The 320-nt window shown below is 62.5% G+C and carries 1 protein-coding gene; it reads left to right on the top strand.

Translation table 11 applies throughout. The features are described 5' to 3' along the window. On the top strand, positions 1–252 hold a 252-nt coding region (locus EN786_RS36810), incomplete at its 5' end, for a glycosyltransferase (protein ID WP_246688853.1). Positions 253–320 lie beyond the last annotated feature (68 nt).

Genomic DNA, 320 nt, shown 5'->3' with positions numbered 1-320 from the left:
CGGATCTGCAAGGAAGCCATCCCTATGACAGTATTACCTATCCCTGCTTCGGGACTGCCCGACGGCGCGGTGATGCCGGACCATACGCTGTCCATCGTCGTGCCCATGTATAACGAGGCCGAAAACGTCGAGCCGCTGCTGGCGCGGATTCACCAGGCCATGGAACATTATGGCCAGCCATGGGAGGTCGTGCTGGTCGATGACGGCAGCACCGACGCGACCGTGAGCGAGATCAGGTGCCTGGCGGCGTAATACGGCCCGCATGTGCATTCGGTCGAGCTGGTGCGCAACTACAAGCAGACCGCCGCCATGCAGGCCGG

This window comes from Mesorhizobium sp. M4B.F.Ca.ET.143.01.1.1 (genome assembly GCF_004792275.1).
GTDB lineage: Bacteria > Pseudomonadota > Alphaproteobacteria > Rhizobiales > Rhizobiaceae > Mesorhizobium > Mesorhizobium abyssinicae.
The sequence above is the reverse complement of the archived record's forward strand: the minus strand, read 5'-3'. Positions and strand labels throughout refer to the sequence as shown.